Below are 24,035 nucleotides of genomic sequence, written 5' to 3'. Positions count from 1 at the left end.
GGGCGTGGAGCATCGGCCCGACGACGTGAGCGGTCGCGTCAGGTGCTGTGGTGCGGGAGCCCGGCGTACGACGGTGTACGCGCGGGTTCCGGTGTGGGGAGATCAGGCGCCGAGGGCGGGGAGCACCACGGCTTCGATGTACGAGTGGAGGAATTGCTGGTCCGGGGGCAGCTCGTCGATCAGGGCGCGGGTCCCTATCGCTCCGACGAGCATGTGCAGGACGTAGTCCTTGGCCGGGTTGTCCGGGCGGATCTCGCCCCGGTCGACGGCCCGCTGCAGCATTTTGCGCAGCTCCGCCAGTTCAGGGTCGATGAGCAGTTCGCACAGGGCCTGGCGCAGGTCGGGGTTGTGGTGCACCGCCGTGGCCAGGCCGCGCATCAGCGCGGAGGACCGCTCGAATTCGCATACGTCCTGCTGGTCGTGCAGAGCGTGCAGATCGCCGCGCAGCGTTCCGGTGTCGATGCCGCCGACCCGGTCGACGCCCAGCGGCTTGTTGTGCCGCAGGGCCCGGACGACCAGTTCGGCCTTGCCGCCCCACTGGCGGTAGAGGGTGGCCTTGCTGGAGCGGGTCCGGGCGGCGACGGTGTCCATGGTGAGCGCCTCGTAGCCGACCTCGCCGAGCAGGTCGAGCACGGCGAGGTACAGCTCGGACTCGCGCTCCGGCGTGATCCGGCTGCGACGGCCCGTCGCGGCTTCCACCATGTCCTGTGCACCTTCCGCTGAATTGGTTCCGCACCTCGGGCACTGGGGATGCACCGCAGGAACGAAACTGTTTCGTACCCGTCCGAGAGTAACCCCTGCGCGCTGCGAAACGAAACCGTTTCGTACGTGGTCCAGGTCACGCAGCGCAGCGGCGCCGGTGAACGCGAGAGCTGCCGCCCGGTTCCCCGGACGGCAGCTCGATGACGGCGAAGGCGGCGGTCAGCGCCGCGAGTGGCCGAACAGCAGCCGGTAGGCGATCAGCAGCACCAGGGAGCCGCCGATCGCCGCGACCCAGGTCGCCCCGTCGTAGAAGTCCGTGGATATCGGCCGGTCCAGGAGCCGGGTGGACAGCCAGCCGCCGACGAACGCACCGGCGATGCCGATCAGTGTCGTCCCGACGAGTCCCCCCGGATCGCGGCCCGGCAGCAGGATCTTGGCGACGGCCCCCGCGAGGAGTCCGAGAACGATCCAGCTGATGATGCCCATGCCGTGGCCTGCCCTTCATGCCTGGTGAACGCGCTTGCCGCGGGGCCCCGTTGGCGTGGTCCGCCGAGGCGGTACCCCGCAGGAGCGGCTACCCGCGGCAGGGGCGCGTACGCCCCTGCACGTCACACCGGTTGCGGTGTCCTGTGAGGGAGGACGAGCAGGAGGGGCCGCACGGTTGCCTCGGCGGGGGCGGTGCGCGCCCGGCGGGTCACCAGCGGGTCTGGGCGAACGCCTGGTTCGTGGAGACCACTTCGCGGCCCAGCGGCATCAGCGACACCGGGATCAGCTTGAAGTTCGCGATGCCCAGCGGGATTCCGATGATGGTGATGCACAGCGCGATTCCGGTGGCGATGTGTCCGAGCGTGAGCCACCAGCCCGCGAGGACCAGCCACAGGACGTTCCCCACGCAGGAGGGCGCGCCCGCGTCACGGCGCTCGACGGTGGTACGGCCGAACGGCCACAGCGCGTACGCACCGATCCGGAAGGCCGCTATGCCGAACGGGATGCCGATCACCGTGATACACAGCAGCGCCCCTGCCACGAGGTACCCGAGGAACAGCCAGAAGCCGCTCAGGACCAGCCAAATAACGTTCAGGATTGTCTTCACTGCTGGCGACCTGCCATCTGTTCGAGACGGGCGATACGTTCCGCCATCGGCGGGTGTGTGGAGAACATCTTCGCCATTCCCTGGCCGGGGCGAAAGGGATTCGCGATCATCATGTGGCTCGCCGCCTCGATCTTGGGCTCCGGGGGCAGCGGCAGCTGCTTCGTCCCCGCGTCCAGCTTGCGCAGCGCGGCGGCCAGGGCGAGCGGGTCTCCGGTGAGCTGAGCGCCTGAGGCGTCGGCCTCGTACTCGCGGGAACGACTGATGGCGAGCTTGATGACGGAGGCCGCGATCGGGCCGAGCAGCATGATCAGGAGCATGCCGAAGATGCCGGGGCCCTCGCGGTTGTTGGAACCTCCGCTCGGGATCAGCCAGGCGAAGTTGACCAGGAACATGATCACCGAGGCGAGGGCGCCGGCCACCGACGAGATCAGGATGTCGCGGTTGTAGACGTGGCTCAGTTCATGGCCGATCACGCCGCGCAGTTCGCGCTCGCTCAGCAGGCGCAGGATGCCGTCCGTGCAGCAGACCGCCGCATTGCGCGGGTTGCGGCCGGTGGCGAAGGCGTTGGGCGCCTCGGTGGGCGAGATGTAGAGCCGGGGCATGGGCTGTCGGGCCTGGGTGGAGAGCTCGCGGACCATCCGGTACAGCTGCGGGGCCTCGAACTCGCTGACCGGGCGGGCGCGCATCGCGCGCAGGGCGAGCTTGTCGCTGTTCCAGTACGCGTACGCGTTGGTGCCGAGGGCGACGACGAGGGCGATGAGCAGGCCGGTGCGTCCGAAGAAGCCGCCGATCACGATGATGAGGGCCGAGAGCCCTCCGAGCAGCAGAGCGGTCTTCAGACCGTTGTGACGGCGGTGCACGGTACGCCCTCCTGATGGTGCGGCAGGGGAACCCTTGACTTACTGGTTCACTCTCCAGTGGACCCTCCCTACCTGGTCAACGCCAGGCGGTGGGCGCGGGTTCCCCGGCCCCCGGGGACGACGGCTCATCCGTTCGGGTGAGATACGCGACGGGCGGGCGGAACCAGGCGCTCCGTGGGGCGCCTACCGGCGAGCGCGGGGCGCTCGCGCGAACCCGCTCAGAACAGCACGCCCTCCGAGAAACGCAGGACGAGCTGCGGTGCCCCGGACAGGGCGATGCCGACGACAGCGGTCAGGGCGACAGCGCCGGTGAGCGGCAGCGGGAGCCGTACCGCGGGCTGCTGCGGGACCGCAGGTGCGTCGTCCCGCGGGCGGAAGAGGACCGCGGTCCAGCGCAGGTAGTAGACCAGCGCGATGACGACGTTGACGGCCATCACCACGGCCAGCCAGCCGAGGCCCGCGTCGACCGCCGCGGCGAACACGGTGACCTTCGCGAACAGGCCGATGATGCCGGGTGGCAGGCCCGCGAGGCAGAGCAGGAAGAACCCGAGGGCGAGGGCGGCGAGCGGGCGCTCGGCGTACAGGCCCCGGTAGTCGTCGATCCGGTTGCGCGGGTGGCTGCGCGCGACGAGGGAGGCGACCGCGAAGGCGCCCAGGTTCACCGCCGTGTACATCAGCGCGTACGCCACGGTGGAGCCGATGGCCCGCTCGGCGCCGGACGCGTCGTCCGCGTAGGCCGCCGAGGCGATCGGCACCAGGAGGTAGCCGGCCTGGCCGACGGAGGACCAGGCGAGCAGCCGAACCGCGCTGTACGCGCGCGTGGAGGCCTGTCGCAGGGCAGCCGCGTTGCCGACGGTCATCGTCAGCGCCGCGAGGACGGCGACCACCGGTCCCCAGACGTGGGCGTACGAGGGGAACGCGACGACGGTGACGAGGATCAGACCGGTGAAACCGACGGCCTTGCCGACGACCGACAGATAGGCCGCGACCGGGAGGGGCGCCCCGATGTACGTGTCGGGCACCCAGAAGTGGAACGGCACCGCGGCGGTCTTGAAGGCGAAGCCGACGAGAGTGAGGGCAACTCCCGTCTGCGCCAGGGTGGTCAGGCCGGGGTCCACGTCGTCCAGGCGGGCGGCGATCTCGGTCAGGTGCAGTGTGCCGGTCGCCGCGTACACGAAGCTGGCGCCCAGCAGGGTGACGGCGGTCGCGACGACCGACGAGAGGAAGAACTTCAGGGCCGCCTCGGCGGAGCGGCGGTCGCCGCGGCGCAGGCCGACGAGTGCGAAGGCGGGCAGTGACGCCACCTCGAGGGCGATGACCAGCGTGGCCAGGTCACGGGACGCGGGCAGCAGGGCGGCGCCCGCGGTGGCGGAGAGCAGCAGGAACCAGTACTCGCCCGCGGGGAGTTCGCCGTCGCTGCCGCGGCTGTCACGCAGCGGGCCCACCGAGAGGAGCGCGGTCACCAGGGCTCCGGCGAGTACCAGGAACTGGATGACGAGGGTGAAGCGGTCCGCGGTGTAACTGCACACCGCCGCGTCCCCGGTCAGGCAGAACGTCGACCGGTCGCCGTCGAGCAACGGCACGAGGGCCAGCGAGGCGGCGACGAGGCCGGCCACCGCGATCCAGGCGAGCACGCCCTTGCGGCGGGCGGGCACGAACAGGTCGGTGACGAGCACGATCAGGCCGGCGACCGCTGCGATGGTCGGCGGCGCGATCGCCAGCCAGTCGACGGACTGGACCAGGGAGGTCATGCCTTGCCTCCTGCGAGGAGCTGCTGCACGGCCGGGTCGGTGAGGCCGAGCAACAGCGCGGGCCACAGTCCGGCGAGGACGGTGAGGGCGACGAGCGGGGTCCAGGAGGCGAACTCGTAGGCCTGGACGTCGGCGAGACGGGGAGCGTCCGGTGCGTCGGCTTCCGGGGCGGCGCCCATGCAGACGCGGCGGACGACGATCAGGAGGTACGCGGCGGTCAGCAGGGTGCCGATTCCGGCGATCACCATGAACGTCAGGAAGGCACCGCGGTGCAGTCCCGCGGCCGGCCGGAAGGCACCGAACAGGGCGAGCATCTCGCCCCAGAATCCGGCGAGTCCGGGCAGTCCGAGGGAGGCGGCGGCGCCGAAGGCGAGCAGTCCGCCGAGGCGGGGGGCGCGGCCGTAGAGGGCGCCGCCGGTCTCCCGGGCGAGTGTGTCGAGATCGGTGCTGCCGGTGCGGTCCTTGAGCGCGCCGACCAGGAAGAACAGCAGGCCGGTGATGAGGCCGTGGCCGATGTTGGCGAACAGTGCGCCGTTGACCCCGGTCGGCGTCATCGTCGCGATGCCGAGCAGGACGAAGCCCATGTGGCCGATGGATGAGTACGCGATGAGCCGCTTGAGGTCGCCGCCTGCGCCCTTGCGGGCGAGCGCGAGGCAGGCCAGCGAGCCGTAGATGATGCCGACCACGGCGAAGGCGGCCAGGTACGGAGCGAACACGGTCATTCCGTCCGGCGCCGCCGGCAGCAGGATGCGCACGAAACCGTAGGTGCCCATCTTCAGCAGGACTCCCGCCAGCAGCACCGAGCCCACCGTCGGGGCGGCGGTGTGGGCATCCGGGAGCCAGCTGTGCAGCGGCCACATCGGGGTCTTCACCGCGAGCCCGACCCCGATCGCCGATACGGCCACGACCTGCACGGACTTGCTCATCCCCGAGCCGTTGTCAGTGGCGAGTGCCACCATGTCGAACGTGCCCGAGTCGAGTCCGATGACGAGGAGGCCGAGCAGCATGACGACGGAGCCGAGCAGCGTGTAGAGGATGAACTTCCAGGCGGAGCGGGCCTTTTGCGCACCGCCCCAGCGCGCGATGAGGAAGTACATCGGGATGAGCACCATCTCGAACGCCAGGAAGAACAGCAGCAGGTCGAGGACGGCGAAGGTCGCGAGCGTGCCGGATTCGAGGACGAGCAGCAGGGCGACGAATGCCCGGGGAGACGGGCCCGCGGGCATCTTGAAGTAGCTGTACAGCGCGCACAGGAAGGTCAGCAGGGCGGTGAGGACGACGAGGGGGAGCGAGATGCCGTCGACGCCGAAGTGGAGCCGTACGTCGAGCGCAGCGATCCAGCTGATGTCGGTGGTCGCCTGCATCGTGGCGGGCTCGTCGTGGTCGAAGCCCGCGGCGAGGACGAGAGCCGCGAGGAGTACGGCGCCGGTGACGGTGACGCCGTGTCTGAGTACGGCCTGGTCGGGCGACTTGCCGCGCAGGCCGGGCGGGGCCGGCAGCAGGGCGGCGCCGGCGCCGATGAGCGGTCCGGCCACCACGAACAGGAGGGCGAACCGCAGGACGGTGTCGGGGATATCGATCACGGCTCAGGCTCCCGCTGCGACGAGTACGGCGGCGACGGCAAGGACCACGGAGCCGGCCAGCAGCACGCTCAAATAGGTCTGCACATTGCCGGTCTGGGCCCGGCGTGCGGCTGTTCCGAGGAGCCGGGGCAGGGCGCCCGCACCGCGTACGTAGGTGTCGACGACCTCGCGGTCCAGGAAGTGGACGAGACGGGCCGCGGCGCGTACCGGACGGACGAACAGCCGGTCGTAGACCGCGTCCAGGTGGAAGCCCGTGGCGGCGTGCCGGTGCAGCGGGCCGAGCAGCAGCCGGCCGGGGTCGGCGGGGTCGTCCGCGGCCGCCGGTGATCCGTAGGCCGGTGTGTGCGTGGCGATGGCCTCCGACTCGGACACGGCGGGGCCTTCGCCGGGGTGGGCGGCGACGGCGCCGAGCGGGACCCGGGCGGCGATCGCGGTGGTGTGCCGCCAGGCGCCGTAGGTGACGAGGCCGCCGACGAGGGCGACGCCGGTGCCGAGGACGGAGGTGGTGACGGTCGGGGTCAAGGCGTGCCCGTCGAACCAGTCGGGGAGCACACTCACGGCGAGGCCGAAGGCGACGGTGGGGACGGCCAGTACCCAGAGCACCGCGTTCATGACGACCGGCTGCCGGCCGTGGTCGGGCGCCTCGGTGCCGTGGCCGCGGAAGGCGAGCAGCCACAGGCGGGTGGCGTAGGAGGCGGTGAGCAGGGCCGTGACCAGGCCGGAGACCAGGACGATCAGGCCTGCCGAGCCGGGCACCGCGTCGGCGTGACCGGTGGCGGCGTGCTCGGCGGCGACGAGCACCGACTCCTTGGAGAAGAAGCCGCTGAACGGCGGGATCGCGGCGAGGGCGAGCAGCGCCACGCTCATCGTCCAGTAGGCGTCCGGGATCCGGTCGCGCAGCCCGCGCATCCGGGACATCGCGGACAGCGAGTTGGTGCCCGCGGCATGGATGACCACGCCGGCGCCGAGGAAGAGGAGCGCCTTGAAGGCGCCGTGCGACAGGAGGTGGAAGACGGCGGCACCGCGTTCGCCGACGGCGAGCGCGCCGGTCATGTAACCGAGTTGACCGATCGTCGAGTAGGCGAGTACCCGTTTGATGTCGTCCTGGGCGAGGGCGGCGAGAGCGGATCCGATCATGGTCGCGGCTGCCATCGCGGCGAGGACGACGAGGGCTGCGGCGGAGGCCGTGAAGACGGGCAGCAGCCGGGCGACGAAGTAGACACCGGCCGCGACCATGGTCGCGGCGTGGATCAGCGCGGAGACCGGGGTGGGGCCGGCCATCGCGTCGGGCAGCCAGGTGTGCAGCGGGAACTGTGCCGACTTGCCCGCCACACCCGCGAGCAGGAGCAGCGCGATGAGGGTCGGGTGGTCCAGGCCGCCGTCCGCGACGGTCCGCAGCACGGTGGTGATGCGGAACGACCCGGCGTCCACGGCGAGCGCGAACAGACCGAACAGGAAGGGGACATCACCGAGCTTGGTGACCAGGAACGCCTTCAGCGAGGCGGCCCGCGCCTCGGGCGTCTCCCAGTAGTGCCCGACCAGGAAGTACGAGCAGATGCCCATGATCTCCCAGCCGACCAGGAGGACCATGAGATCGCCGGTGTAGACGACGAGCAGCATCGCGGCGGTGAAGAGGGAGACGAGCGCCGCGTACGACGGGTAGCGCGGGTCGTCGCGCAGATAGCCCGTGGAGTAGATCTGCACACAGGAGGCGACCAGCGCGACGAGCACGGCGGCCAGGGCGGCGAAGCCGTCGAGGTTCAGGGCGAGTTCGACGGAGACCGGTCCGGTCGGCAGGACCAGTCCGGTCGGGGTGAGTTCGGTGGCCGCGGTGATCGGCTCGCCGCCGCCCTGCCGTACGGCCGCGAGGACGGCGAACGCGAGGGCGGTCAGGGTCGGCAGTACGGCGAGCGGTCGGACGAATCCGGGTGCTTTGCGTCCGAGCAGCAGTCCGGCGACCGATCCGAGGAACGGCAGCAGGGGGACGAGAGCGGCGAGGGTGGTGGTGGTCACGCGGTGGCCTCGGCCTTCTGTCCCGCCGGGCGGGCCGCGTCGGAGCCGGATCCGGCCGGGGCGTCGGGGGGTTCGGGGCCGTCGTCGGGTGCGTCATGGCCGGGTCCGCGGTCGGGGCCGTCGTCCGGGCGCTCGGCGGTGTCGCGGAGGCGGTCGATGTCGGAGCTGCCGCGGTTGCGGTACACCATCAGGACGATCGCCATGCCGATGCCGATCTCGGCGGCGGCGACGGCGATGGTGAACAGGGTCAGCGCCTGGCCTGCGTGCAGGGCGTCGCGCAGCCATACGTCGAAGGCGACGAGATTGAGGTTGACGGCGTTGAGCATCAGCTCGACCGACATCAGGACCAGGATCGCGTTGCGGCGGGCCAGTACGCCGTACAGGCCCGTGCAGAACAGCAGGGCGGCGAGCACTGCGGGATAGGCGAGATGCATCAGCGCGGCTCCTTGTCCCGCTCGCCGGGGGTGCTGCCGGACGAGCCGTCACCCGGCGCGGCGGCGTCGCCGGACCCTGACGTTCCGCCCTTGCGGCTCAGCACGATGGCGCCGACCAGGGCCGCGAGCAGCAGTACGGAGAGGGCCTCGAAGGGCAGTACCCAGTGCTTGAAGAGGATCGCGCCGACCGCGTCGGTGGAGCCGCTCGGGGAGCCGAGGTCGATCCACTGCGTACGGAAGGCGTCGACGACCACCCAGACGAGGGCGGCCGCCGCGGCGAGCGCGACGACGAGGGCGGGCACCCGGTTGCCCGAATCGGCGTCCGGGGAACGGCCGATGGGGGCGCGGGTGAGCATCAGGCCGAAGAGCAGCAGTACGACCACGGAGCCGACGTAGATCAGCACCTGCACCCAGGCGATGAACTCGGCCGTCAGGAGCAGGTACTCGACGGCGAGCCCGCCGAGGGCGACGACCAGCCAGAGCGCGGCGTGCACCAACTGCTTGGTGGTCACGGTGACGAGAGCGGCCCCGAAGGTGACCAGACCGACCAGGACGAAGGCGATCTCGACACCGGTCGGCGAGAGGAAACCGGGGTGGCCGGCCGCGTCGGCCGCTGCGGAGATGATCACTGCCGGCTCTCCTCCCCCGGGCCCGCGTTCTGCTCGAGCGCCTGCTTCTCGGCCGCCTTGCGGGCCGCGACGAGCTCCTTCGGATCCTCGGCCGCCGGGTCGAGCGCGGGCGGCGCGGGCACGGTCCACATCCAGTCGCGAAGCTTGTCGCGCTCATGCGTCAGCTCGTGGATGTCGGTCTCCGCGTACTCGAACTCCGGTGACCAGAACAGCGCGTCGAACGGGCAGACCTCGATGCAGATACCGCAGTACATGCAGAGCGAGAAGTCGATGGCGAAACGGTCGAGGACATTCCGGCTGCGCTCGCGGCCGCCCGGCGCGGTGGCCGGCAACGTCTCCTTGTGGGAGTCGATGTAGATGCACCAGTCGGGGCACTCTCGGGCGCACAGCATGCAGACCGTGCAGTTCTCCTCGAACAGCGCGATGACCCCGCGCGAACGCGGCGGAAGCTCCGGCTGTGCGTCCGGATACTGCGCGGTGACGGTCTTCTTCGTCATCGTGCGCAGCGTGACGGCGAGCCCCTTGGCGAGCCCGGTGCCCGGGAACGGACGAGAGGGCGCGGAGGGCGAGTGCTCGGCATGCGAGTGCGCCGAGTGAGCCGAGTTCGCCGAGTGATCGGACGGCGGCACTACTGGATCACCACCTTGACGATGCCGGTGAGGGCGATCTGGGCGAGGGCGAGCGGGACGAGGGTCGTCCAGGCGAGGCGTTGCAGCTGGTCCTCGCGAAGGCGCGGGTAGCTGACCCGCAGCCAGATGACGACGAAGGCGAGTACGGCGGTCTTGAGCAGCGTCCACACCCAGCCGAGGCCGTCCGCGCCCCACGGCCCGTGCCAGCCGCCGAGGAAGAGGACGGCGGTCAGTGCGCAGAGGATGACGATCCCCGCGTACTCGGCGAGCAGGAAGAGCGCGAAGCGCAGGCCGGTGTACTCGGTGTAGGCGCCGAAGATGATCTCCGAGTCGGCGACGGGCATGTCGAAGGGCGGGCGCTGCAGTTCGGCGAGCCCGGCGACGAAGAACACCAGGGCCCCGATGATCTGCCAGGGCAGCCACCACCACTCGAAGGCGTCGAGGATGCCGGTCAGCGAGACCGTGCCGGCGGCCATCGCGACGGAGGCGGCGGCGAGCAGCATGGGCAGTTCGTAGGCGAGCAGCTGTGCGGCGGTACGCAGGCCACCGAGCAGCGAGTACTTGTTCGCGGACGCCCAGCCGGCCATCAGGGAACCGAGTACGCCGACGCCCATCACCGCGAGGACGAAGAAGATGCCGGCGTCGACGTCCACGCCGACCGCGCCCTCGCCCGGGCCGATCGGGATGGCCACCAGGACGAGGAGGTACGGCAACAGGGCGACGGCCGGCGCGAGCTGGAAGATCCGGCGGTCGGCGCCCGCCGGGACGATGTCCTCCTTCTGCGCGAACTTGACTCCGTCGGCCATGAGTTGGGCCCAGCCGTGGAATCCGCCCGCGTACATGGGGCCGAGCCGGCCCTGCATGTGCGCCATCACCTTGTGCTCGGTCTGCCCGACGATCAGGGGCAGCGCGAGGAAGGCGACGAAGACGACGAGCAGTCGCAGGGCGACGTCGAGTACGTCGTTCATGCGGTGTCGCCTCCGACTGGGGGGTCGGGGGTTTCTTCGGGGGCCGTTTCGGGGGGATTTTCGGGCTTGGGGCTGGGGCTGGGACTGGAGCTGGAGTCGGGGCGGGAGTTGGCGTCCGGCTCCGGCTCCGGCTCGGTGTCGCCCGGTGTCGCGGAGCCCGGGGACGCAGCGGAGTCCGGGGACGGAGCCGCGTCCGGGGCGGGCTCCCCGTCCGGGGCTTGGCGGCTGTCGGTGGGCGCTTCGCCGTACGCCGGACGGGCGTTGTGCCACGGGGCGTCGGTGGAACGGGCCGGTCCGCCGCGACGAGGTGAGCCGTCGGCGGCCTCGTCGGCCGCGGCAGCCTCGCCGTTGCCCGAATTGTCATTACCCGGCCGGTCGTTGCCCGGCTTGTCGTTGCCCGACTCGCGGTTGCCCGAATTGTCGTGACCGGACTCGGGTGCAGCGGGTGAAGGCGGTGCCGGTGCCGGCGTTGCCTCGCCGTCCTGGCCGTCCGGGCCGTTCGGCGCCGACGGGGTCGCGGCGGGCGGCTCCGGGGGCGTCTGCCCCGAGGGCGCCGGTTCGCTCGCGTCCGCCCGCTCGCCCGCCGGTCCTTCGGCGGACGGGCGCTGGGAGGCCGAGCCCTCGCCGGCGCTGCGGGAACGGCGCGGGGTTCCGGCCGCCGGGCCCGTACGCGGCGTCGAGTCCGCACCGGCTTCCGCGGCCACGCCCGGGTCCCCAGCGGGCAAGGCCGGTGATTCCGCGGCCGGAGCGGTCGTCTCCGCGCCCCCCTGTGACGCCGAGCCCTCGCTCGCGCTGCGGGTCCGCCGCGGCGTCGCACCGCCCGACGCCGAGCCCTCCGCCGCGGTCCGGGTGCGCCGGGCGGGACGCTCACCTGCCGCACCTGCCGCACGGGCACCGCGGGCCGGACGGGACGGTGCAGGCGGCAACTGGCCCTTCAGCGGCCCCCATTCATTGGGATCGGGTACGCCGGGAGGCAGCATCTGGCGCCGCTTCGGACCACCGTGACCGGCCCCCGCCGCCGACTCCCCCGGCTCCTTCGCGCCCGGCCAGGCCTTGGCCACCCGTGCCGCGAGGACGAAGTCCTTGCGCAGCGGGTGCCCTTCGAAACCGTCCGGGAGCAACAGCGGGTCAAGCCCCGGGTGGCCGGTGAAGTCGACGCCGAACATCTCGTGCGTCTCGCGCTCGTGCCAGGCCGCCCCCGCGTACACCTCGACGGCCGACGCCAGCACGGGCGCGGCGTGCGGAACCGTCGTACGCAGCAGCAGCCGACGGGTCGGATGCAGCGCGACGACGTGGGCACAGACCCGGAATCCGGCCTCCGGTTCGTCCACCGCGCTCAGCCAGTCGAAGTACGTACAGCCGAGCCGTACGCGCGCAGTGGTCAGCGAAGCGACCCAGACCTCCGGCGGCACGTCGACCGTCAGCAGGTCGTACGCCTCCTCGGCCGTGGCCTGAGCGCCGAACAGCTCGGTCACCTCGTCGGGGAGCCAGCCCGTCACCGCTCCCCCTCCCCCGCCGCGGCCGGCGGCGCGACGAGGTCGCTCTGCAGTGCGGCGGCCGACGGACGTGCCACGCCCTTGCGCCCGTACCGCTCACCGAGCGACTCCCGCGCGATCTTCTCCTGCAGCTTGAGAATGCCCTGGAGCAACGCCTCGGGGCGCGGCGGGCAGCCGGGCACGTAGACGTCGACGGGGATGATCTGGTCGACGCCCTTGGTGACGGAGTACGAGTCCCAGTACGGACCGCCGCAGTTGCTGCACGCGCCGAAGGAGATGACGTACTTCGGCTCGGGCATCTGCTCGTGAAGGCGCTTCACGGCGGGGGCCATCTTGTCGGTGACCGTGCCGGATACGACCATCAGGTCGGCCTGCCGAGGGCCGGGCGCGAACGGGATGACACCGAGCCGGATGAAGTCGTGCCGGGCCATCGACGCCGCGATGAACTCGATGGCGCAGCAGGCGAGTCCGAAGTTGAAGACCCAGAGGCTGTAGCGGCGGCCCCAGTTGAGGACCACCTTCATGGGCTGCGGGGCCAGTCGGGCCAGCGGGCCGAGCTTGGCGGGCACGCCGTCGTCGGCGCTGTCGGAGGCGCCCGGTGCGGGGCCGATCGTCACGTCCATGTGAGGACGCCCTTCTTCCAGGCGTAGAGAAGTCCGATGGTCAGGAAGCCGAGGAAGATGAACATCTCGACGAGCGTCGTCGCGCCGTAGCCGGGCGCGGCGAACACCGTGGCCCAGGGGAACAGGAAGATCGAGTCCACGGCGAAGATGACGTAGAGGAAGGCGTACACGTAGTAGCGGACCTGGGTGTGGGCCCAGCCCTCGCCGACCGGGTCGACTCCGCATTCGTAGGTGAGCAGCTTCTCGGGCGTGGGGACGACCGGCCGCAGCAGGCGTCCGGCGCCGAAGGCCACGGCGACGAACAGCACGCCCACGACGGCGAGCAGGCCGATCACCGAGTAACTCTGGAAGTAGTCGGCGGCGAGGTGCTGCGCGGTGTCCACTGTCGGGCCCGTCGAGCGCACGGATCCCGCCACCGCTGCCGCCGAGCCCGCCGGGTCGTCCGCGAGGCGGCCGCCCGCCGCAGTCGCGAAATCCGCCCCGAGAACGGTCGGTTCCGGCACGTCCGCCCCTCGCTCCCTGATCTCGTCGGGCCACGGCCGCCCCGCGCGCTCCGCTTCCGCGGGAAGCGGCGCTGTCCGACGGACGGCCTTCGATCTGTACGCACGGGAGTCTAGGCCCTGCTAAAGACGCGGTAAGCAGCCCGTCAAGGACTGGGACTTGTCCGGGTGGTTCCGGCCGTTTTCCCCTCGTGTTCTGCGCTGCTGTTTCCCTCGGTTTTTCCGGGGTGGGGTTTTCCCCAGGTGTTTTCAGGGGTGGACCTCATGGCGCGGCGAGGGAGGTCCCGGCAGGCTGGGAAGCATGACAGCACCTGGCCCTTCCGTCGGCAGTTCCGAGCCGCTGCCCCGCCCGCGTCCCGCGCTGCGCGGGCAGACGTGGCGGGAGATCACGCACCTCCTGGCCAACTTCCCCGTCGCGCTGCTCGGATTTCTGTACGCGACGGTGGTGCTCGCCGCGGGTGCCGGTCTGACGGTCACGGTGGTCGGGCTTCCGCTGCTTGCCGGCGGCCTTGTCGGGGCCCGCTGGATCGGACGGTTCGAGCGGGCGCGGGCGCGTGCGCTGCTCTCAGTGCGGATCGACGAGCCGAGCCGGCTGCCGCGGGTCAAGGACGAGGGGATACTCGGGCGGCTCTGGTCGGGTCTGAAGGACCCGGTCGGCTGGCGGTCGCTGCTGTACTCGTTCATCCGGCTGCCGTGGGGGGTGGTGACGTTCACCGTCACCGTCGTCTCGCTGTTCGTGTTGTGGCCGGTGCTGCCCTACATCAGCCGCGGCCTGGCGAACGCGGACCGGGCGATGGTCCGCGGACTGCTCTCGCCCTCCGACGAACTGGAGCGGCGTATCGCCGAACTCGAGTCGGACCGCGGCGTGGTGGTGGACACCGCCGCCGCGGACCTGCGCCGCATCGAGCGCGATCTGCACGACGGCGCGCAGGCCCGCCTGGTGAATCTGGCGATGGGCCTCGGCCTGGCCAAGGAGAAGCTGGTCGAGGGCGAGAGCGAGGAGTTGGTGGCCGCGATGGTCGAGGAGGCGCACGGCGAGGTCAAGCTCGCCCTGCAGGAGCTGCGGGACCTGGCCCGCGGCATCCACCCGGCCGTCCTCACCGACCGCGGACTCGACGCCGCGCTCTCCGCGGTGGCCTCCCGGTGCACGGTTCCGGTCAAGGTGACCGTCGACCTCCCGGCCCGGCCCGCGGCGGCGATCGAGGGCATCGCCTACTTCACCGTCTCGGAGCTCCTGCAGAACATCAGCAAGCACAGCCGTGCGCGTACGGCATCGGTGGACGTGTGGCGCACCGACCGGCGCCTGCTCATACAGGTCGAGGACGACGGGCAGGGCGGCGCCGAGCTGAGCGGCGGCTCGGGGATGGCAGGGCTTGCCGAGCGCCTCGGCGCGGTCGACGGCCTGCTCGCCGTGGACTCCCCGCCCGGCGGCCCCACCACGATCGCGGCCGAACTGCCGTGGCGGGACCGGGAGTAGCGAGCGGGTGGCCTGCGGGGTACGACGCGGCGCCGGGCCGCTCGAGCGGCATGGGCGGGCCCCGTTGCCGGTCTGGTCCTGGGCCGGGCCGGGCTTCGTCAGGTCCGCGGTCGGCTGCCGCCCCTTTCGGGGGTGGGGAAAACCCCCGGTCGAAGACTGAGACGGACCGCATGGTGCGGGGGCCCTCGACCTAGGAACCTGGAGGTACGAAGGAAAGCCGTCACCTGCGAATCCGGCGCCGCCGGCCCCAGGGGACCGCACCTCCGATCCGCACCACGGCACCACTCAGCACCACGTAACAGCACCACCGCAGACACAGCACCACAGCACCACAGCACCACAGCACCACAGCACCACAGCACCACAGCACCACAGCACCACAGCACCACAGCACCACAGCACCACAGAAGCATCCCGCAGAGCAGAACGGATGGCAGCGATGGCGACGGATTACGGACACCCGACCCGGCCGGGGTTCCACGGGGACGGCCCCGCGGAACGGCGTCACCGGATGCCGGCCGCCCTGCGTGCACCGTTCGCGGCCCGTACCTGGAGCGAGTTCGGGTACCTCCTGCTGAGCCTGCCCATCGCCACGTTCACCTTCGTCTTCGCCGTGACGATGCTGTCCCTCGGTGCCGGACTGCTCGTCACCTTCATCGGCATACCGGTCCTCGCGGCGGGCCTGGCCGGCGTGCGGGGCTTCGGCGCGGTGGAGCGGATGCGGGCCAGGTCACTGCTCGGCCTCGAGGTGGGCGACCCGGATCCGGTGCGCCCCAAGAAGGGCGGCGGCATGGCCTGGATCGGGGCCGTCCTCAAGAGCGGCGCCTCCTGGCGCAATGTGCTCTACGCGGTCCTGCACTTCCCGTGGGCGACCTTCGCCTTCACCGTCGCGGTCACCTTCTGGACCACCGGCTGGGCGCTCCTGACGTACCCGCTGTGGCAGTGGGTATTCCCCATGTACACCGGGCAGGACGGCGTCCAGCTCTACGGCGACGAGACGCACTCCGTGTACCTGGACTCGCCGTTCGAGATCGCCGCCACCGCGCTCGTCGGGCTGCTCATCACGCTCGCCACTCCGTGGCTGATCCGGTCCATGACGATGGTCGACCGTCTGATGGTGACCGGCCTGCTCGGCCCGTCGCTGCTCGCCTCGCGGGTGGTCGAGCTGGAGTCGGACCGTGGTGTCGTGGTGGACACCGCCGCCGCCGACCTGCGCCGCATCGAGCGCAATCTGCACGACGGCGCGCAGGCCCGTCTGGTCTCCCTCGCCATGGACCTCGGCCTGGCCAAGGAGAAGCTGCAGGAGGACCCGCAGGCCGCGGCCCGCATGGTGGACGAGGCGCACGGCGAGGTGAAGATCGCGCTGCAGGAGCTGCGGGACCTGGCCCGCGGCATCCACCCGGCCGTCCTCACCGACCGCGGACTCGACGCCGCGCTCTCCGCGGTGGCCTCCCGGTGCACGGTTCCGGTGACCGTGGACGTCGACCTGGACCGCCGGCCCGCGGCGGCCATCGAGGGCATCGCCTACTTCACCGCCTCCGAACTCCTGCAGAACATCAGCAAGCACGCCGGAGCCTCCCGCGCCATGGTCGATGTGTGGCGCGCGTCCGACCGGCTGATGCTGCAGGTCACGGACGACGGTGCGGGTGGCGCGCAGATGTCCCCGGGATCCGGCCTGGTGGGCCTGGCCGACCGGATAGACGCCGTCGACGGCATCCTCGTGGTCGACTCCCCGCACGGCGGCCCGACGACGGTCACCGCCGAACTGCCCTGGCGCGGCTGAGCCCTCCCGGCCGGACCGGGCGGCCACCGTGTCCGCCCGGCCCCCGACGCCTCGTCTCCCGCGTTCACCGGCCACCCACCCGGCAGCAGGCACCATCGCCGTCCGCCCCAGGTCCGCGCGCCGGGGCGGACGACGGGCGTTGGCGGTGGAGGCTGTAGGTGACGGCGGCCGGGGACGGCGGAGAGGTCGCGGACCGAGCGGGGTATTCACGGTGCATGGGGGCAGAGCTTCCCGGATGCTGAGATGCTGGACGGCGTCGGCAGGCGGGGAGCTTCTGGGGGGACGGACGGATCGTGGAGGACAAGGTGCGGGTGGTCATTGCCGAGGATTCAGTGCTGCTCAGGGAGGGCCTGACCCGGTTGTTGACCGACCGAGGGCATGAAGTGGTCGCGGGGGTCGGTGACGCGGAGGCGTTGATCAAGACCATCGGTGAGCTGGACGACCAGGGAGTGATCCCGGACGTGGTGGTGGCGGACGTACGGATGCCGCCGACGCACACCGACGAGGGGGTGAAGGCCGCGGTGCGGCTGCGCCGCGACCACCCCGGGCTGGGAGTTCTGGTCCTCTCCCAGTACGTGGAGGAGCAGTACGCGACGGAGCTGCTCGCCGGTTCGAGCCACGGCGTCGGGTATCTGCTGAAGGACCGGGTGGCCGAGGTCAGGGAGTTCGTGGACGCGGTGGTGCGGGTCGCCGACGGCGGGACCGCACTCGACCCCGAGGTGGTCGCCCAGCTACTCGGGCGCAGCCGTAAGCAGGACGTACTGACCGGACTGACCCCGCGCGAGCGCGAAGTCCTCGGTCTGATGGCGGAGGGCCGGACGAACTCGGCGATCGCCAGGCAGCTGGTGGTGAGTGACGGCGCCGTCGAGAAGCACGTGAGCAACATCTTCCTGAAGCTCGGCCTGTCCCAGAGTGACGGGGATCACCGGCGCGTACTGGCGGTTCTGACCTATTTGAACTCATGATGTCTGACACGCAGTCAGATATCGATCCATCTCCGGCGGGCCATCCGGCACGAATCCCGCTGGAGGCCCGGTCGAGCACCTGCCTGCACACCGGGCACATCCGCGGACCTAGAACTAAAGTACGGGCCGCGAGCGTCCCCGGAGACAGACGCGAGGGCGACCAAATCATGGCAAAGCGGGACCGAGGGCCGTCTCAAATCCAAGTCCACGATATGAGCCACCCAGGGAAGGTCACCCTTACCGACGTAGGGTGGCTTTGGGAGGACCGGTCGGCCGGTTCGTCCACGTGCCGCAGCCTCGAGGGAGGTCCAGTTCAGTGACCAGCCAGGTCAGTAGCCCAGCCGAACAGGCCGACGCCACGGTCGTCGGCGAGCAGCGCAAACCGTCTCCGGACAAAGAGGTACGCCGCCTCGACCGGGTGATCATCAGGTTCGCGGGGGACTCCGGCGACGGGATGCAGCTGACGGGGGACCGCTTCACCTCGGAGACCGCCTCGTTCGGGAACGACCTCTCGACGCTGCCGAACTTCCCGGCCGAGATCCGTGCTCCCGCAGGCACCCTGCCCGGCGTCTCCAGCTTCCAGCTGCACTTCGCGGACCACGACATCCTCACCCCGGGCGACGCCCCGAACGTCCTGGTGGCGATGAACCCGGCCGCGCTCAAGGCGAATATCGCGGACGTCCCGCGCGGCGCCGAGATCATCGTGAACACGGACGAGTTCACCAAGCGCGCGATGGCCAAGGTCGGCTACGAGACGTCCCCGATCGAGGACGGCTCGCTCGACGGGTACAGCGTGCACCCGGTGCCGCTGACCACGCTCACGGTCGAGGCGCTCAAGGAGTACGAGCTCTCCCGCAAGGACGCCGGCCGTTCCAAGAACATGTTCGCGCTCGGTCTGCTCAGCTGGATGTACCACCGGCCGACCGAGAGCACCGAGCAGTTCCTGCGGCAGAAGTTCGCCAAGAAGCCCGACATCGCCGAGGCGAACATCGCGGCGTACCGCGCGGGCTGGAACTTCGGCGAGACGACCGAGGACTTCGCGGTCTCCTACGAGGTCGCCCCGGCCTCGACGGCCTTCCCCACCGGCACGTACCGCAACATCTCGGGGAACCTGGCGCTGAGTTACGGACTCGTCGCCGCCGGGCAGCAGGCCGACCTGCCCCTCTACCTCGGCTCGTACCCGATCACCCCGGCCTCCGACATCCTGCACGAGCTGTCGAAGCACAAGAACTTCGGTGTGCGGACCTTCCAGGCCGAGGACGAGATCGCCGGTATCGGCGCCGCGCTCGGCGCCGCGTTCGGCGGATCCCTCGCGGTGACCACCACCTCGGGACCGGGCGTGGCCCTGAAGTCCGAGACCATCGGCCTGGCCGTCAGCCTCGAACTCCCGCTGCTCATCATCGACATCCAGCGCGGCGGCCCGTCCACCGGTCTTCCCACGAAGACCGAGCAGGCGGACCTGCTGCAGGCGATGTACGGGCGCAACGGCGAGGCGCCGGTGCCGATCGTCGCGCCGAAGACCCCGGCGGACTGCTTCGACGCCGCGATCGAGGCGGCCCGGATCGCGCTGACGTACCGCACCCCGGTGTTCCTGCTCTCCGACGGCTACCTGGCCAACGGCTCGGAGCCGTGGCGTATCCCCGAGGTCGACGAACTCCCGGACCTGCGCACCCAGTTCGCGCACGTCCCGAACCACACCGACAAGAGCGGCACCGAGGTCTTCTGGCCGTACAAGCGCGACCCGGAGACCCTCGCGCGGCCGTGGGCGATCCCCGGCACCCCCGGGCTCGAGCACCGCATCGGCGGCATCGAGAAGCAGGACGGCACGGGCAACATCAGCTACGACCCGGCCAACCACGACTTCATGGTCCGCACCCGCCAGGCCAAGGTCGACGGCGTCGAGGTCCCCGACCTCGAGGTCGACGACCCCGCCACCACCTCACCGCCCAACTCGGGTACCGGAGACCCGGAGGGCGCCCGCCTCCTGGTCCTCGGCTGGGGTTCCACGTACGGCCCGATCACCGCGGCCGTGCGCCGGCTGCGCGGCGCGGGCGAGAAGGTCGCGCAGGCGCATCTGCGCCACCTCAACCCGTTCCCGCGGAATCTCGGCGAGGTTCTCGCGCGTTACGAGAAGGTCGTCGTCCCCGAGATGAACCTGGGCCAGCTCACCACGCTGCTCCGGGCGAAGTACCTGGTGGACGCCCAGAGTTACAACCAGGTCAACGGAATGCCGTTCAAGGCCGAGCAGCTCGCCACGGCTCTCAAGGAGGCCATCGATGGCTGAGACGCAACAGGCGCCCGCGGTGCGGGCCGAGCAGGAGGGCAGCGGTACGTTCGCCTCGCTCTCGCTCGTGCCCAAGGCCGAGGCCAAGCAGTCCATGAAGGACTTCAAGTCCGACCAGGAAGTGCGCTGGTGCCCCGGCTGCGGCGACTACGCGGTCCTCGCGGCCGTGCAGGGCTTCATGCCCGAGCTGGGACTCGCCAAGGAGAACATCGTCTTCGTGTCCGGGATCGGCTGCTCCAGCCGCTTCCCGTACTACATGGACACCTACGGGATGCACTCCATCCACGGCCGCGCCCCGGCCATCGCGACCGGCCTTGCGTCCTCGCGGCGCGACCTGAGCGTCTGGGTCGTGACCGGTGACGGCGACGCCCTGTCCATCGGCGGCAACCACCTGATCCACGCACTGCGCCGCAATGTGAACCTGAAGATCCTGCTGTTCAACAACCGGATCTACGGCCTCACCAAGGGCCAGTACTCGCCGACATCCGAGGTCGGCAAGATCACGAAGTCGACGCCGATGGGCTCCCTCGACGCCCCGTTCAACCCGGTGTCGCTCGCGATCGGCGCCGAGGCGTCCTTCGTGGCCAGGACCGTCGACTCGGACCGCAAGCACCTCACCGAGGTGCTGCGCCAGGCCGCCGCCCACCCGGGCACCGCGCTGGTCGAGATCTACCAGAACTGCAACATCTTCAACGACGGCGCCTTCGAGGTCCTCAAGGACAAGCAGCAGGCCGAGGAAGCCGTGATCCGCCTGGAACACGGACAGCCGATCCGCTTCGGCGTCGACCAGGCCAAGGGCGTCGTGCGCGATTCCGTCACCGGTGACCTCGAGATCGTCGACGTCACCGAGGAGAACCAGTCGCAGATCCTGGTCCACGACGCGCACTCCGCGTCCCCGACCACCGCGTTCGCACTCTCCCGGCTCGCCGACACGGACACCCTGCACCACACCCCGATCGGCGTGCTGCGCAGCGTCGACCGGCCGGTCTACGACACCCAGATGTCCGACCAACTGGACGCTGCAGTCGAGCGGAACGGCAAGGGCGACCTCGGCGCCCTGCTCGCCGGCGGCGACACCTGGACCGTCGCGGGCTGAGCCGACCCGCGGCCGGACATGACGAGGCCCGGCCCCCACTTCCTCGGAGGTGGGGGCCGGGCCTCGTCATGTCCGGCCGCGGGTGGACGTGTCCGTGCCGCAGGCGGCCTCAGGCGCGCTTCTCGTCGTAGGCCTCGCGGGCCGACTCGACCTGCGGGACGTGGCTCTCGGCCCAGTGCGCCAGCGTCCACACATGGTGCGCCGCCTGCCGGCCGAGCGGTGTCAGCGAGTACTCCACGTGCGGCGGGATCACCGGCTTCGCCTCGCGCAGCACGATGCCGTCGCGCTCCAGGGTCTGCAGTGTCTGCGCCAGCATCTTCTCGCTGACGCCGCCGATGCGGCGCCGCAGCGCACTGAACCGGAGCGTGCCCTCCAGGAGGGAGGCCAGGACGAGCACGCCCCAGCGGCTGACGACGTGCTCCAGGATGCCGCGCGAGGCGCAGTCCGCGGCGAAGACGTCGGGCAGGAGTGCGTCCAGGCCCTCGTGGCGCGTCTCGTCGGTCGCGCTGTTGCTCACGCCATTGCTCACCTTCATGCCAGTACCTTACTTCAAAGTGGGTACTTCCTTTGGGTTAGTGTCAACTTTACGATCGGGAGGAGCCGCGGGACAAGAACCCCGCAGCACCGCGCGAGACACCACAGCACGCAACAGCACCGCGAAGGAGCTTCACCATGATCGTCGTCACCGGAGCCACCGGACACCTCGGCCGCCACGTCATCGACGGGCTGCTGGAGAAGGTTCCGGCGGACCGCGTCGCCGCCGTCGTCCGCGACAAGGAGAAGGCCGCGGACCTCGCCGCACGCGGGGTCGAACTGCGGATCGGCGACTACAGCCGGCCGGAGACCCTCGCGAACGCGTTCGGCGCCGGCGATCGCCTGCTGCTGATCTCCGGCAGCGAGGTCGGCAGCCGGGTCGCCCAGCACACCGCGGTGATCGACGCGGCCCGCGCGGCCGGCGTCGCCCTGCTCGCCTACACCGGTGTCCTCGGCGGCCCCGACGCCGACTTCGAGCTCGCCGCCGAGCACAAGGTCACCGAGCAGCTGATCCTCGACTCCGGCCTGCCGTACGTCTTCCTGCGCAACGGCTGGTACCACGAGAACTACACCGAGAACCTGGCCCCCGTGCTGGAGCACGGCACCGTAGTGAGCAGCGCGGGCGACGGCCGGGTCGCCTCGGCCTCACGCGCGGACTACGCCGCCGCGGCCGTCACCGTCCTCACCGGTGACGGTTTCGAGAACCAGGTGTTCGAGCTGAGCGGCGACGTCGCGTGGAGTTTCGGCGAGTACGCCGCCGAGATCGGCCGGCAGACCGGCCGCGAGATCGGCTACGCCGACGTGCCCGCAGCGGACAGTCTCGCGATGCTGACCGGCGCCGGCATCCCGGAGCCGATGGCAGCCATCCTCGTCGACGTCGACCGGGCGATCGCCCGCGGTCTGCTCGCGGGCACCAGCGGCGATCTGGCCCGCCTGATCGGCCGCCCCACGACCCCGCTCGCCGAGGCCGTCGCCGAGGCCCTGAAGTCCGAGTAAGGACCATAGAGCGATACGGAGATGACAGGTGACCCGCGCGGCCGCTACCTTCGTGCTGTTCGCGAAGCAGCACGGCCGGGAGGGCCCTCATGCAGTCGAAGTCGACGCCACGCGAGAGTCGAGCCGGTCTGCTGTACGGCATCGGGGCCTACGGGATGTGGGGCCTCGTCCCGCTCTTCTGGCCACTCCTGAAGCCTGCGGGGGCCGGCGAGATTCTGGCCCAGCGGATGGTGTGGTCGCTCGTCGTCGTCGCCGCAGCGCTGCTGTTCATCCGCCGGTGGGCCTGGGCCCGCGAACTGCTGCGGCAGCCGAAGCGGCTCGGCCTGGTGGCCGTGGGCGCAGCCGTGATCACCGTGAACTGGGGTGTCTACATCTGGGCGGTGAACTCCGGCCATGTCGTGGAGGCTTCGCTCGGCTACTTCATCAACCCCCTGGTGACCATCGCGATGGGCGTGCTGCTCCTCAAGGAGCGGCTGCGTCCGCTGCAGTGGACGGCCGTGGCGGTCGGCCTCGCGGCGGTGCTCGTCCTCGCCTTCGGCTACGGGCAGCCGCCGTGGATCTCACTGACCCTGGCCTTCTCGTTCGCCACCTACGGGCTGGCCAAGAAGAAGGTGAATCTGGGCGGCATCGAGTCGCTCGCCGCCGAGACCGCCATCCTGTTCCTGCCCGCACTCGGGTATCTGCTGTGGCTGGGGAGCCGCGGCGAGGCCGCGTTCGGGGCGCACGGCGTCGGGCATGCCGCGTTGCTCGCGGCGACCGGTCTGGCCACCGCGATCCCGCTGATCTGCTTCGGGGCCGCGGCGATCCGGGTGCCGCTGTCGACGCTTGGGCTGCTCCAGTACCTGGCGCCCGTCTTCCAGTTCATCCTCGGCATCTGGTACTTCCACGAGGCGATGCCGCCCGAGCGGTGGGCGGGCTTCGGTCTCGTTTGGCTCGCGCTGACCATGCTGACCTGGGACGCGCTGCGTACGGCCCGGCGCAATCGGGCACGGGCTGCGGAGCTTGCGCGGGCGGTGGCGGCCGGCGCGCCGGCGCCTTCCGCATCCGGGGTGCCCGAGGACGCGGGAGACCCCGCGGCCGCGCACGAGTCGGGTACGGCGAAGGCCTGACCCCGTAAGCGGCCTCCTCGCGCGTCAGTCCGCGGACGACTCCTCGAGTGCCTGCGCCGCGCGGTCAAGCGCCGACTGCCAGTGGTCGCGCCGACGCTCGCGCTCGTGCGCACTGGCGAGGTGCTCCTGGTGAAAGCGGAGCACCGCGCGCGTACCGTCCGACGACGGGGCCGCGGACACGGCCACCTGGACCGTGGTGGTTCCGAGGGTCGCGCGGATCCGGTCGCCGGGGCGGTAACTGCGGATCTCACCGGACTCCCCCGCCGCATTCGCGAACGGGGTGCCCTTGCGTGGAGCGCCGGGCAGTTCGGCGCCCTCGCCGAGCCAGAGGGCGATGCCTTCCGGGCTCGCGACGAAGTCCCATACGGCGGCGGGTGGATACGGCAGTGTCCGGGAGACTCCGATCTGCCAACCCGCGTCCTGGGTCAGTCCCGTGGGGGCCATGGCTGAGCTCCTCTCCGCGGGCTCGGGGCCCGCATCCGGCCGGTGTTCCGGTGCGCCCCGCTCGTC

At 71.0% G+C, this 24,035-nt stretch carries 23 protein-coding genes; 7 read left to right on the top strand and 16 right to left on the bottom strand.

Annotation, left to right across the window (positions count from 1 at the left end):
• Positions 1-102 precede the first annotated feature (102 nt).
• The 14 genes from DSC45_RS00730 to DSC45_RS00665 all read right to left on the bottom strand — a co-directional run bounded on the left by DSC45_RS00730 (position 103) and on the right by DSC45_RS00665 (position 13,197).
• On the bottom strand, positions 103-702 hold the full coding sequence (locus DSC45_RS00730) for a TetR/AcrR family transcriptional regulator (RefSeq protein WP_119286161.1): 600 nt from the start codon (positions 700-702) through the stop codon (positions 103-105).
• Between the two features lie 219 nt (positions 703-921).
• Positions 922-1,188: a GlsB/YeaQ/YmgE family stress response membrane protein gene (locus DSC45_RS00725; protein ID WP_119286160.1), complete on the bottom strand. Its 267-nt coding sequence runs from the start codon at positions 1,186-1,188 to the stop codon at positions 922-924.
• A gap of 208 nt (positions 1,189-1,396) precedes the next feature.
• The gene (locus tag DSC45_RS00720; protein WP_119286159.1) at positions 1,397-1,795 is read right to left on the bottom strand and encodes a YccF domain-containing protein; all 399 of its coding nucleotides are present in this window, start codon (positions 1,793-1,795) and stop codon (positions 1,397-1,399) included.
• A complete protein-coding gene (gene htpX / locus DSC45_RS00715) occupies positions 1,792-2,655 on the bottom strand; it encodes a zinc metalloprotease HtpX (RefSeq protein WP_119286158.1) in 864 nt (287 codons plus the stop codon). The genes DSC45_RS00720 and htpX overlap by 4 nt, the downstream gene beginning before the upstream one ends.
• A 218-nt stretch (positions 2,656-2,873) precedes the next feature.
• Positions 2,874-4,406, bottom strand: a complete 1,533-nt coding sequence (locus DSC45_RS00710) for an NADH-quinone oxidoreductase subunit N (protein ID WP_119286157.1) — start codon at positions 4,404-4,406, stop codon at positions 2,874-2,876.
• On the bottom strand, positions 4,403-5,989 hold the full coding sequence (locus DSC45_RS00705) for a complex I subunit 4 family protein (protein ID WP_119286156.1): 1,587 nt from the start codon (positions 5,987-5,989) through the stop codon (positions 4,403-4,405). The genes DSC45_RS00710 and DSC45_RS00705 overlap by 4 nt, the downstream gene beginning before the upstream one ends.
• A 3-nt stretch (positions 5,990-5,992) precedes the next feature.
• Entirely contained in the window at positions 5,993-8,002 is a 2,010-nt protein-coding gene (locus DSC45_RS00700; protein WP_119286155.1) for an NADH-quinone oxidoreductase subunit 5 family protein, read from the bottom strand.
• Positions 7,999-8,436, bottom strand: coding sequence for an NADH-quinone oxidoreductase subunit NuoK (nuoK, locus tag DSC45_RS00695; RefSeq protein ID WP_119286154.1), 438 nt, complete (start codon positions 8,434-8,436; stop codon positions 7,999-8,001). Before nuoK ends, DSC45_RS00700 begins: the two co-directional genes overlap by 4 nt.
• The gene (locus DSC45_RS00690) at positions 8,436-9,062 is read right to left on the bottom strand and encodes an NADH-quinone oxidoreductase subunit J family protein (RefSeq protein ID WP_119286757.1); all 627 of its coding nucleotides are present in this window, start codon (positions 9,060-9,062) and stop codon (positions 8,436-8,438) included. The genes nuoK and DSC45_RS00690 overlap by 1 nt, the downstream gene beginning before the upstream one ends.
• Positions 9,062-9,562 carry a 4Fe-4S binding protein gene (locus DSC45_RS00685; RefSeq protein WP_119286759.1) on the bottom strand — a complete coding sequence of 167 codons (501 nt, stop codon included), beginning with the start codon at positions 9,560-9,562 and terminating at the stop codon, positions 9,062-9,064. Before DSC45_RS00685 ends, DSC45_RS00690 begins: the two co-directional genes overlap by 1 nt.
• Positions 9,563-9,693: 131 nt before the next feature.
• Positions 9,694-10,662, bottom strand: coding sequence for a complex I subunit 1/NuoH family protein (locus DSC45_RS00680; protein WP_119286153.1), 969 nt, complete (start codon positions 10,660-10,662; stop codon positions 9,694-9,696).
• Complete coding sequence (locus DSC45_RS00675; RefSeq protein ID WP_119286152.1) at positions 10,659-12,161, bottom strand: NADH-quinone oxidoreductase subunit C; 1,503 nt, start codon at positions 12,159-12,161, stop codon at positions 10,659-10,661. Before DSC45_RS00675 ends, DSC45_RS00680 begins: the two co-directional genes overlap by 4 nt.
• Entirely contained in the window at positions 12,158-12,781 is a 624-nt protein-coding gene (locus DSC45_RS00670) for an NADH-quinone oxidoreductase subunit B (RefSeq protein ID WP_205571211.1), read from the bottom strand. Before DSC45_RS00670 ends, DSC45_RS00675 begins: the two co-directional genes overlap by 4 nt.
• On the bottom strand, positions 12,772-13,197 hold the full coding sequence (locus DSC45_RS00665) for an NADH-quinone oxidoreductase subunit A (RefSeq protein WP_119286755.1): 426 nt from the start codon (positions 13,195-13,197) through the stop codon (positions 12,772-12,774). The genes DSC45_RS00670 and DSC45_RS00665 overlap by 10 nt, the downstream gene beginning before the upstream one ends.
• A gap of 385 nt (positions 13,198-13,582) precedes the next feature.
• Here DSC45_RS00665 and DSC45_RS00660 point away from each other — a divergent pair, with 385 nt between their 5' ends.
• The 5 genes from DSC45_RS00660 to DSC45_RS00640 all read left to right on the top strand — a co-directional run bounded on the left by DSC45_RS00660 (position 13,583) and on the right by DSC45_RS00640 (position 20,886).
• Positions 13,583-14,758: a sensor histidine kinase gene (locus DSC45_RS00660; RefSeq protein WP_119286151.1), complete on the top strand. Its 1,176-nt coding sequence runs from the start codon at positions 13,583-13,585 to the stop codon at positions 14,756-14,758.
• Positions 14,759-15,197: 439 nt separating this feature from the next.
• Positions 15,198-16,541 carry a sensor histidine kinase gene (locus DSC45_RS00655; protein ID WP_119286150.1) on the top strand — a complete coding sequence of 448 codons (1,344 nt, stop codon included), beginning with the start codon at positions 15,198-15,200 and terminating at the stop codon, positions 16,539-16,541.
• 305 nt (positions 16,542-16,846) lie between these two features.
• Positions 16,847-17,506 carry a response regulator transcription factor gene (locus tag DSC45_RS00650; RefSeq protein ID WP_276145437.1) on the top strand — a complete coding sequence of 220 codons (660 nt, stop codon included), beginning with the start codon at positions 16,847-16,849 and terminating at the stop codon, positions 17,504-17,506.
• A gap of 316 nt (positions 17,507-17,822) precedes the next feature.
• Positions 17,823-19,790, top strand: a complete 1,968-nt coding sequence (locus DSC45_RS00645; RefSeq protein WP_119286148.1) for a 2-oxoacid:acceptor oxidoreductase subunit alpha — start codon at positions 17,823-17,825, stop codon at positions 19,788-19,790.
• Between the two features lie 94 nt (positions 19,791-19,884).
• Positions 19,885-20,886, top strand: coding sequence for a 2-oxoacid:ferredoxin oxidoreductase subunit beta (locus DSC45_RS00640; protein ID WP_240434360.1), 1,002 nt, complete (start codon positions 19,885-19,887; stop codon positions 20,884-20,886).
• A 109-nt stretch (positions 20,887-20,995) separates the two neighbouring features.
• On the opposite strand, the gene DSC45_RS00635 is transcribed toward DSC45_RS00640, so the two are convergent.
• Positions 20,996-21,421, bottom strand: coding sequence for a winged helix-turn-helix transcriptional regulator (locus DSC45_RS00635; protein ID WP_119286146.1), 426 nt, complete (start codon positions 21,419-21,421; stop codon positions 20,996-20,998).
• A gap of 137 nt (positions 21,422-21,558) precedes the next feature.
• Between DSC45_RS00635 and DSC45_RS00630 the strand changes: the two genes are divergently transcribed.
• Both DSC45_RS00630 and rarD read left to right on the top strand, forming a co-directional pair.
• Complete coding sequence (locus tag DSC45_RS00630) at positions 21,559-22,416, top strand: SDR family oxidoreductase (RefSeq protein ID WP_119286145.1); 858 nt, start codon at positions 21,559-21,561, stop codon at positions 22,414-22,416.
• 89 nt (positions 22,417-22,505) lie between these two features.
• Complete coding sequence (rarD, locus tag DSC45_RS00625) at positions 22,506-23,525, top strand: EamA family transporter RarD (protein WP_119286144.1); 1,020 nt, start codon at positions 22,506-22,508, stop codon at positions 23,523-23,525.
• Positions 23,526-23,549: 24 nt separating this feature from the next.
• On the opposite strand, the gene DSC45_RS00620 is transcribed toward rarD, so the two are convergent.
• The gene (locus DSC45_RS00620) at positions 23,550-23,969 is read right to left on the bottom strand and encodes an SRPBCC family protein (RefSeq protein ID WP_119286751.1); all 420 of its coding nucleotides are present in this window, start codon (positions 23,967-23,969) and stop codon (positions 23,550-23,552) included.
• Between the last annotated feature and the right edge of the window lie 66 nt (positions 23,970-24,035).

The sequence above is a fragment of the Streptomyces sp. YIM 130001 genome (assembly GCF_003574445.1).
Classification (GTDB): domain Bacteria; phylum Actinomycetota; class Actinomycetes; order Streptomycetales; family Streptomycetaceae; genus Streptomyces.
This window is presented reverse-complemented; position numbering and strand designations above follow the sequence as displayed.

Excerpts from the sequence above, each read along its gene's own strand:
- rarD (WP_119286144.1), top strand. The coding sequence starts at position 22,506 with ATGCAGTCGAAGTCGACGCCACGCGAGAGTCGAGCCGGTCTGCTGTAC.
- DSC45_RS00710 (WP_119286157.1), bottom strand. The coding sequence starts at position 4,406 with ATGACCTCCCTGGTCCAGTCCGTCGACTGGCTGGCGATCGCGCCGCCG.
- DSC45_RS00730 (WP_119286161.1), bottom strand. The coding sequence starts at position 702 with ATGGTGGAAGCCGCGACGGGCCGTCGCAGCCGGATCACGCCGGAGCGC.
- DSC45_RS00680 (WP_119286153.1), bottom strand. The coding sequence starts at position 10,662 with ATGAACGACGTACTCGACGTCGCCCTGCGACTGCTCGTCGTCTTCGTC.
- DSC45_RS00635 (WP_119286146.1), bottom strand. The coding sequence starts at position 21,421 with ATGAAGGTGAGCAATGGCGTGAGCAACAGCGCGACCGACGAGACGCGC.
- DSC45_RS00620 (WP_119286751.1), bottom strand. The coding sequence starts at position 23,969 with ATGGCCCCCACGGGACTGACCCAGGACGCGGGTTGGCAGATCGGAGTC.
- DSC45_RS00660 (WP_119286151.1), top strand. The coding sequence starts at position 13,583 with ATGACAGCACCTGGCCCTTCCGTCGGCAGTTCCGAGCCGCTGCCCCGC.
- DSC45_RS00630 (WP_119286145.1), top strand. The coding sequence starts at position 21,559 with ATGATCGTCGTCACCGGAGCCACCGGACACCTCGGCCGCCACGTCATC.
- DSC45_RS00685 (WP_119286759.1), bottom strand. The coding sequence starts at position 9,562 with ATGACGAAGAAGACCGTCACCGCGCAGTATCCGGACGCACAGCCGGAG.
- DSC45_RS00655 (WP_119286150.1), top strand. The coding sequence starts at position 15,198 with ATGGCGACGGATTACGGACACCCGACCCGGCCGGGGTTCCACGGGGAC.
- DSC45_RS00725 (WP_119286160.1), bottom strand. The coding sequence starts at position 1,188 with ATGGGCATCATCAGCTGGATCGTTCTCGGACTCCTCGCGGGGGCCGTC.
- nuoK (WP_119286154.1), bottom strand. The coding sequence starts at position 8,436 with ATGCATCTCGCCTATCCCGCAGTGCTCGCCGCCCTGCTGTTCTGCACG.
- DSC45_RS00640 (WP_240434360.1), top strand. The coding sequence starts at position 19,885 with ATGAAGGACTTCAAGTCCGACCAGGAAGTGCGCTGGTGCCCCGGCTGC.
- DSC45_RS00670 (WP_205571211.1), bottom strand. The coding sequence starts at position 12,781 with ATGGACGTGACGATCGGCCCCGCACCGGGCGCCTCCGACAGCGCCGAC.